We start from the raw sequence: 8197 nt of genomic DNA, 5'->3' as shown, positions 1-8197 counted from the left end.
CCAATATGAGAATATTTAAGGTCTATATGTTCGGCACTCAACCCCCTCATTTTGCGGTGTCGCTCAACAAGCGCATCTAAACGCACAGCCAATAGAGAAAGTGGCTCTCGCTTATCGACATAAGCATCTGCGCCGAGCTTGTAACTCATTTCCTGAAGACCAGTATCTGTATGCGCCGAAAGGATTAAGACTGGTGTTAATGGGAATTTCTCACGAAATTCCCGACATAGCTCGACGCCCGCAAGAGGATTTTCGCCAAGCTCGACATCGAAAACGGCACAGTCAAAATCCGCGTAGCAGTAAATCAGATGCTTCGCTTGATCTTCACAGTCAGCGGCAACAACATTATACCCGTTCGCTAAAAAGAGCTCGGAGAATCTATTACGCAAGCCTGTTTCATCTTCAACATACAAAAGCTTTTTCTGTTCCATAGAAAAGCGCACGCAAACGTTTATTATAATTATTAAGCTCGCATTAAGCTTAAACCTTATCTAGTCTAGGGTTATTTGCAATTGAAAATCAATAGATCAGGACAAAAAGAAATAGAACCCAGCTTCAACGTGAGATCGCATTAAACAAGCTCCGCGACCATACTAGCGGGAATATCACTGTCTATGTATGCCATTCCCAGCTTATTCAAGTACTCTTCGCGCTCGGCTTTCATAAGGTCAATATCGAGAGCATCAAGGCCAGCCTGCTCATAAAGTTTCGCTAGGTAAATCATAAATGCCTCTCCTTCTTTAATCATAAGGAGGCCGGCAGCACCAACGTCTGGACGCACTTTCTTTGACGTATCCTCATCCAAAGAAACAGCCAGAACTACAGGGCGCTCATCACCTTCAAAGCGCACACTTCTGCGCTTAACACATTGCTCTGCCCAAAAATAAGCAAGCGCCTTGCTCTGAGTCAGAAATACTGGCTCGCGTTGCTCTGTGTAATTATTCCCAATGGTAGCCATTGTGCTCTTAGCCGCTTGATTGAATGCTTGATCGCCGGATCGATTTAGGCCGCTCGCGTTGATCGAATCAACCAAAGCTGATGACGTACCGTGATACCACACCCCGTCATTCGAAATTGCGAACCCGTCTTTTGCTAAAACTGTATCAATATCGTTATAAATATCTGGAAGCTCTGTCATATCAGTCAATAACCTAGGAAAAAAACTGGATGCGGGAATTATAGGGTCTCAAAACCTAGCTTCAAGCCAGTTGACCATTTGTTTCAGGTATAGGCCGTATAAAATCAGTCAGCCTTCAGAAATGAACGCTCTATCTGTGGAGCAAGGGACTATAACGAAAAAAGGCGACCCTAAGGTCGCCTTTTAAACAGCTTAACTAGCCAGTCTCAAATTAAGAGAACTGGTTAGAAGTGTTTTTCGCACCGCCAGCTTTAAGCGCGCGATCACCAAGGTAGTATTCTTTGTGATCATCACCAAGGTCTGAGCCAGCCATGTTTTGGTGTTTAACACATGCGATACCTTGACGGATCTCTTTACGCTGAACGCCTTCAACATAACCAAGCATACCTTGCTCACCAAAGTAGTTTTTAGCAAGGTTGTCTACAGACAATGCAGTGGTGTGGTAAGTCGGTAGCGTGATCAAGTGGTGGAATACGTTCGCTTCGCGAGCTGTATCCGCTTGGAACGTTTTAACACGCTCGTCCGCAGCTGCAGACAATTCAGAATCGTCGTACTCAGCAGACATTAGGTTTGCACGATCGTATGCAGAAACGTCTTTACCTTCTGCTACCCATGCATCGTAAGTTTGCTGACGGAAGTTCAATGTCCAGTTGAAAGATGGAGAGTTGTTATAAACAAGCTTCGCATCTGGGTGTACTTTACGTACGTCGTCCATCATGCCTTTGATTTCGTGTACAGTTGGTACTGCAGTCTCGATCCAAAGTAGGTCTGCGCCTGCGTTAAGAGCACCGATACAATCGAATACACAACGCTCATGGCCAGTACCTTGACGGAACTGGTATAGACCTGAAGCAAGACGCTTAGGACGAACAAGCTTACCGTCACGGCTGATAAGAACGTCGCCTGGGTTAGTGTCTTCTGGTGCAACTTCTTCAACGTCTAGGTAAGAGTTGTAGATATCGCCAGCATCGCCTGGCTCGTTTACAACAGCGATTTCTTTAGTAAGACCAGCACCTTCAGAGTCAGTACGTGCAACGATTACACCGTCATCAACACCTAGCTCAAGGAAAGCGTAACGTAGTGCGCGAAGCTTACCGTGGAAGTCAGCGTGAGGAACAGTTACTTTACCGTCTTGGTGACCACATTGCTTCTCGTCAGCAACCTGGTTTTCGATCTGTAGACAACATGCGCCTGCTTCGATCATTTGCTTAGCCATTAGGTAAGTCGCTTCAGCGTTACCGAAACCAGCATCGATGTCAGCAACGATTGGCACAACGTGCGTTTCGTGGTTGTCGATTTTGTCTTGGATTTCAGCTTCTAGAGCAGAGTCGCCAGCTTCACGTGCTTTATCAAGCTCACGGAAAAGACCACCTAGCTCACGCGCGTCAGCCTGACGTAGGAAGGTGTATAGCTCTTCAACAAGACCAGCAACAGCTGTTTTCTCGTGCATAGACTGATCAGGAAGTGGACCAAAGTCAGAACGTAGAGCAGCTACCATCCAACCTGAAAGGTAAAGGTAACGACGCTCAGTTGAACCGAAATGCTTCTTGATGGAGATAAGCTTTTGTTGACCTACAAAACCGTGCCAGCAACCTAGAGACTGTGTGTACTTAGTTTTGTCTTTGTCGAACTCAGCCATGTCGCGACGCATGATACCTGCAGTGTATTTTGCGATGTCTAGGCCAGTTTTGAATTTGTTCTGTGCGCGCATACGTGCAGCAGATTCTGGATTGATTTGATCCCATGGAGCACCAGCTGCTGCTTTCGCTGCCGCTACCGCTTTAATGTCGTCTTGATATTGTGACATGAGCTTATCCCTCTGTTTACGGGTTTCACCTTGATGAGCCCTGTTAAACCGGTGATTTAACATCGCACCAAGGCACTTCTTGAAAGTTCGGGGCGAATCTTAATCCTGCAAAGCCCATAAATAAAATATATTACTCGTATAGCCGCTATACACTTAGAAAATAAGCAAAAACTAAGGTCACACGGTAGTTTGCATTGCATTCCCCCTGCCTATTCACTTTGAGCGTTGTAAGCGTGTGAATGTTACGTAATTAGTAGAACGAAAATCACTTTGTTAACGTAAAAGCACTTGAAGACTCTTTTGAAGTGGACGCAAATCAAACACAGCCAACTAAGGAATCTGGTTATGGGCGATCTCAAAACTATTCGTATCGACGCAGGATGCATTCTAACCATGAATGACGCGCAGCCTTTGTTGTATGACCACAGCTTAGTAATGTCAGGTTCGACAATTAGGGACTTATTGCCTACCACCGAGGCGAGTGCAGCTAAGACTGATCAGGTTTTCGATCTAAAGCAACACGCGATCATGCCCGGCTTGATCAACGCACACGGGCATGCCGCAATGTCACTACTAAGAGGCATAGCCAACGATCTGCCGCTGCAAGAGTGGCTTGAGCAACATATTTGGCCTGCGGAAGGAGCAAACGTAAGTGAAGACTTTGTTCGCCTAGGCACACGGCTTGCCATCGCGGAGATGCTTAAAAGTGGAACAACCACGTTTAGCGACATGTATTTTTTCCCCGAAGCTGCGGCAAGCGAAGTGGATGAACAGGGAATCCGAGCTCAACTCTGCACGCCAATTTTGGATTTTCCTACACCTTGGGGTTCCGGGCCCGACGAGTATTTATCTAAATCAAAAGCACTGCATGAACGCTTTAGAAATCATCAGCGAATTAGCATAGCCCTAGGCCCGCATGCGCCTTACACCGTTTCAAATGGCGCATTAAAAAATGTCTGTCACTTGGCAGTTGAACGAAATATGGCAATTCAAATGCACGTGCATGAAACGCAACAAGAGGTTGATGACGCAATTGCCTTAAATGGCAAGCGCCCTATTGAGAGATTGGCTGACTTGGGCCTTCTGGAGCTGGGCAGCGCGGTGCAGGCGGTCCATATGACGGCACTGACAGCAGACGAAGTTGCTCTAATGGCTGCGAAAAAAGTGCATGTTGTACACTGCCCTGAATCTAATATGAAGCTCGCCAGCGGATTTTGTCCAACCCAGGACCTGTTAAGCGCTGGGGTTAACGTTGCCCTAGGAACGGATGGTGCCGCCTCCAACAATGATCTGGATATGTTCGGCGAGATGCGCACAGCAGCTCTAATAGCCAAAGGATACTCCGGTAATGCGGCCGCCGTCCCAGCCCGAGAAGCACTCAAAATGGCAACAATAAACGGAGCAAAAGCGCTACGACTAGAGCATAAAACAGGCTCAATTGAGATAGGTAAGCAAGCCGACTTAATCGCACTTAATCTTAGCCAGTTAAACACAGTTCCTAGCTATGACATCGAGGCTGACATCGTTTACAACGTAAACTCAAGACAAGTTAGCCATGCTTGGGTTGCGGGAGAACTTCTGTTAGATTGCGGCCGCCTAACCCGCGTTAATGAGGAAGAGCTTATTGCGCAGAGTAAGCTGCGTCAGAAAAGCGTCTTGAGCAGCAAACAGCGTTAGCCAAAAAAGCACGAGAATCAGTATGACAATATCGGTAAAAAATCCAAACGTAGACCCATCAGAGATCGCTAAATTTGAAGCACTAGCAAGTCGCTGGTGGGACAAGACTAGCGAGTTCAAACCCTTGCACGACATAAACCCACTGCGCGTGAATTACATTGATGAGCGCGCATCTCTTGCAGGCAAGAAGGTACTTGATATTGGTTGCGGGGGCGGCATTCTGAGCGAAGCAATGGCGCATAGAGGGGCCGAAGTCTCGGGCATCGACATGGGAGAGGCGCCACTTGCTGTTGCGCAGCTTCATAGTCTTGAATCGGGTATTTCCGTAGATTATCGCCAAATCACAGCTGAAGAGCTTGCAGAGCAAGAAGCGGGAACTTACGACATCGTGACCTGCCTTGAAATGCTTGAGCACGTGCCGTCTCCTCTTTCAATCATCCAAGCATGCGAGAAATTATTAAAGCCTGGTGGTGAGCTTTTTCTAAGCACGATTAATCGAAACCCGAAGTCATATTTATTCGCGATTATTGGCGCCGAGCACATATTGAAAATGCTTCCAAAGGGGACACATGAGTTCAAGAAGTTTATTAAGCCCTCAGAGCTTGCGAACCATGTGCGAACAGCAGAGTTGGATATGCTTGATTTAACAGGTATGACTTACAATCCGATCATTAAGGAATACAAGCTATCGCGGGATGTTGACGTCAATTATCTTATGCATGCCAAGAAGCCGCTAAAATGATGGCAATTAGAGGCGTGCTTTTCGACTTAGACGGTACGCTGATGGATACCGCACCTGACTTCTACGTCACCTTGCATGAACTCAGGCAGCGTTACCAATTGCCTCGTTTATCTGAGCTTACTATTAGAAATAGAGTATCTGATGGTTCGAGAGCACTCACTCAGCTCTGCTTTGACCATGACTCACTAGACCCCGACACATTCGAGCAGCGCCGCTTGGAGCTTTTGGATATTTATGCTGAAGTAGCGGGACATCAAGTATCGATATTCCCCGAGATGACTGAAATACTGAATATCCTTGATTCAAATCAGATTCCGTGGGGGATCGTTACCAATAAGCCACGGCTCTATACAGAGCTCATTCTCGAGCGCTCATCGCTCAACTTAAACTGCAAAGTATTGGTATGCGCAGATGATTTGAGCAACGCAAAACCGGACCCAGAAGGGATACTCCTCGCATCTAGAGAGCTAGATTTGAATGCCCAAGACATTCTCTATGTGGGAGATCATGAACGGGACATCATCGCTGGCAAGCGTGCCGGTTGCCGGACTGCTGCGGTCACCTTTGGCTATTTTGACGAAGAGATCAACATCGATAGCTGGAGTGCTGACTTTGTCATTACATCGCTAAGTGACTTTGAAAGACAAACCAAATTTCAATAAGGCGATTCTGCGTATCATTCCAAGCAGTTCGTCGCCGCACGCTAAAAACAGCTATTTAACCAATCAGTGCCAACCAATACACCCACGCCTTAACAGTACATTTTCTGCACAAAAAGCTTGCAGTCAGAGCAAGCTAAACTACCCTAATATCTGTGATTTAGAGCAGCATCTTCGAATGACCACCTAGCCTTTACCATTCGTATTCATCATCGGTGAATAATGGGGATGCCTGTGCCAAGTAAGGTCGTATGTCACGTGCTTCTTCAGGAAAGAGTACAACTGAGTGATGGAAAAATGTCAGGAACGACTAGAACGTCTAGCAAAATGCCGAAACTCCATCAGCGAAAAAAGCTACGTGGTGCCAAACTTTTTCCAAGCGACAGCCGATCAACCAACAACGCAGGCTTTAGATGCGTCCTTCTGCCCAATTCCGTTTCAGATACATTTTCTAGGAGTTCAGTGTGCTAGATAAGATTCGCTCAATTAACGTTTCCAAAAAGTTGATTATTCTCTCGTTTCTTCCATGTCTTGCAGCCACCGTCTTTGCAGTTCAAATAATGGTCATCGACAAAGGTGCATTGGACGCTAACAAGACCATTCACCACGATATCGAGCTGGCAGCATTACTCGACAACATTGCGCACCAACATGCCGTAGAGCGAGGGTTAAGTGCGGGTTTCTTGGGAAGCAAAGGAAGTAAGGGAGGAGATAAGGTGCGCGCCCAGAGAGTTGTCGCAGATAAAGCTTGGGCTGCGCTAAGTAGCTATATTGATGCATCCGATCATCAGATTGCACCACAAGCTCTCAAGCTAATTGCCAGCTTAGAAACATTGATGGGCAACAAAGCTGTCGTCCGAAATCGTGTAGACGCATTAGATCCCCAGAACGGCGCGTTTCATTACTATTCGTCCGTTAACCAACACGCATTGAACGCGATCGAAAGCGTACAGTCCGAGATTTCGGACCCTGAACTAGGTCGTGGCTATTATGCGTATCTTCACACTCTTTGGCTGAAAGAACGTGCAGGACAAATTCGTGGCATGATGAATGGCACGTTCAAGAGCGGCAACCTCAGTGCGGCGCGCAAAGCGACAATTAGCAGTTACATAGCTAGCCGACAAGATCATCAATACAAAGCAATAGAGTTTGCAGCCTCCGATCAGCGCGACGCGTTCGAATCACTCAAGCTGAGTTCGGCCTATCAGCATGTAGATGATGTTGAGCGCACGGTGCTATCAAGCTCTGGCGAGATCGCCGATATTGCTCCAGAGGTGCAATCAAACTGGTTCCCGATCGCTACCGAAAGCATTAAGGCAGCCAAAGGAATAGCGGACTCCATGGCTAACGACCTAAAAGCAAAAGCAGAAGCAAATATAGACAAGGCAACAACAAGTCTCATCGTAGAGGCGCTTGTATTAGTTGCACTGCTAAGCCTTATTGTCCTATTCGTCTCTTGGCAAGCGCGTGACATTGGCAAGCGTTTACGCAACCTGACAGATAGCCTAGCGAGCGCCATGAATGACGGTGAATTCAATATCCGAACTAACGATTCTTCAGCAGATGAGCTGGGCAAGATCTCCCAGAGCGTAGACTCCTTTATGGCGCTGTTGTGTGAGTTAATTAGCGATCTTCGTGGAATTTCGGCAACGCTAATGACGAAGTCGGAAGAACTTGCCGAGATCACTGCGTCAAACCGAAAATCCTTACACGCACAGAATGAGCAAACCCAGGTGGTTGCGAGCTCTGTGACCGAAATGTCGGCTAGCATCGCAGAGGTCGCGAAATCGACTCAAGAGACAGCAGATGCAACGAGTTCAGCCTCGCAAGCGACACAAAGAGGAGAAAACACGATTCGTCGTACGATTGATGAAATATCCCAACTAAATGCTGCGATCAATGATGCGGATAAAAGTATCGACGAGGTTGCAGTGAACTGCACTCAGATTGAAGGCATTCTCGATACAATTCGTGGCATTGCTGAGCAAACAAACCTATTGGCCTTGAATGCTGCTATCGAAGCTGCGCGTGCCGGCGAGCAAGGAAGGGGCTTTGCTGTCGTTGCCGATGAGGTGCGCTCTCTCGCACAGAGAACTCAGGTATCGACAGAAGAAATAAACACGATGATCGAAGCTCTTCAGCTGAGCACGGGCGCAGCGCGTCAGAAGATGGAC

The 8197-nt window shown here is 47.1% G+C and carries 7 protein-coding genes; 4 read left to right on the top strand and 3 right to left on the bottom strand.

Annotated features, from left to right (window positions below):
- The 3 genes from A3750_RS08375 to A3750_RS08365 form a co-directional block, all read right to left on the bottom strand.
- Positions 1-431 (bottom strand): response regulator transcription factor (locus tag A3750_RS08375; RefSeq protein WP_156498488.1); only part of this gene is annotated, 431 nt, incomplete at its 3' end.
- Positions 432-571: 140 nt separating this feature from the next.
- Positions 572-1138, bottom strand: coding sequence for a hypothetical protein (locus tag A3750_RS08370; protein WP_068452924.1), 567 nt, complete (start codon positions 1136-1138; stop codon positions 572-574).
- Positions 1139-1349: 211 nt separating this feature from the next.
- Positions 1350-2945 (bottom strand): isocitrate lyase, encoded by a 1596-nt coding sequence (locus tag A3750_RS08365; RefSeq protein ID WP_068452921.1) that lies wholly within the window; start codon positions 2943-2945, stop codon positions 1350-1352.
- Between the two features lie 345 nt (positions 2946-3290).
- Here A3750_RS08365 and A3750_RS08360 point away from each other — a divergent pair, with 345 nt between their 5' ends.
- The 4 genes from A3750_RS08360 to A3750_RS08345 form a co-directional block, all read left to right on the top strand.
- Positions 3291-4622 (top strand): TRZ/ATZ family hydrolase, encoded by a 1332-nt coding sequence (locus A3750_RS08360; protein ID WP_068452918.1) that lies wholly within the window; start codon positions 3291-3293, stop codon positions 4620-4622.
- 22 nt (positions 4623-4644) lie between these two features.
- Positions 4645-5364, top strand: a complete 720-nt coding sequence (gene ubiG, locus A3750_RS08355) for a bifunctional 2-polyprenyl-6-hydroxyphenol methylase/3-demethylubiquinol 3-O-methyltransferase UbiG (RefSeq protein WP_068452912.1) — start codon at positions 4645-4647, stop codon at positions 5362-5364.
- Entirely contained in the window at positions 5361-6026 is a 666-nt protein-coding gene (locus A3750_RS08350; protein WP_068452910.1) for an HAD family hydrolase, read from the top strand. Before ubiG ends, A3750_RS08350 begins: the two co-directional genes overlap by 4 nt.
- A gap of 461 nt (positions 6027-6487) precedes the next feature.
- Positions 6488-8197: methyl-accepting chemotaxis protein (locus A3750_RS08345; RefSeq protein ID WP_068548165.1), on the top strand; the 1710-nt coding region annotated here is incomplete at its 3' end.

The organism is Oleiphilus sp. HI0079 (genome assembly GCF_001635105.1).
This window is presented reverse-complemented; position numbering and strand designations above follow the sequence as displayed.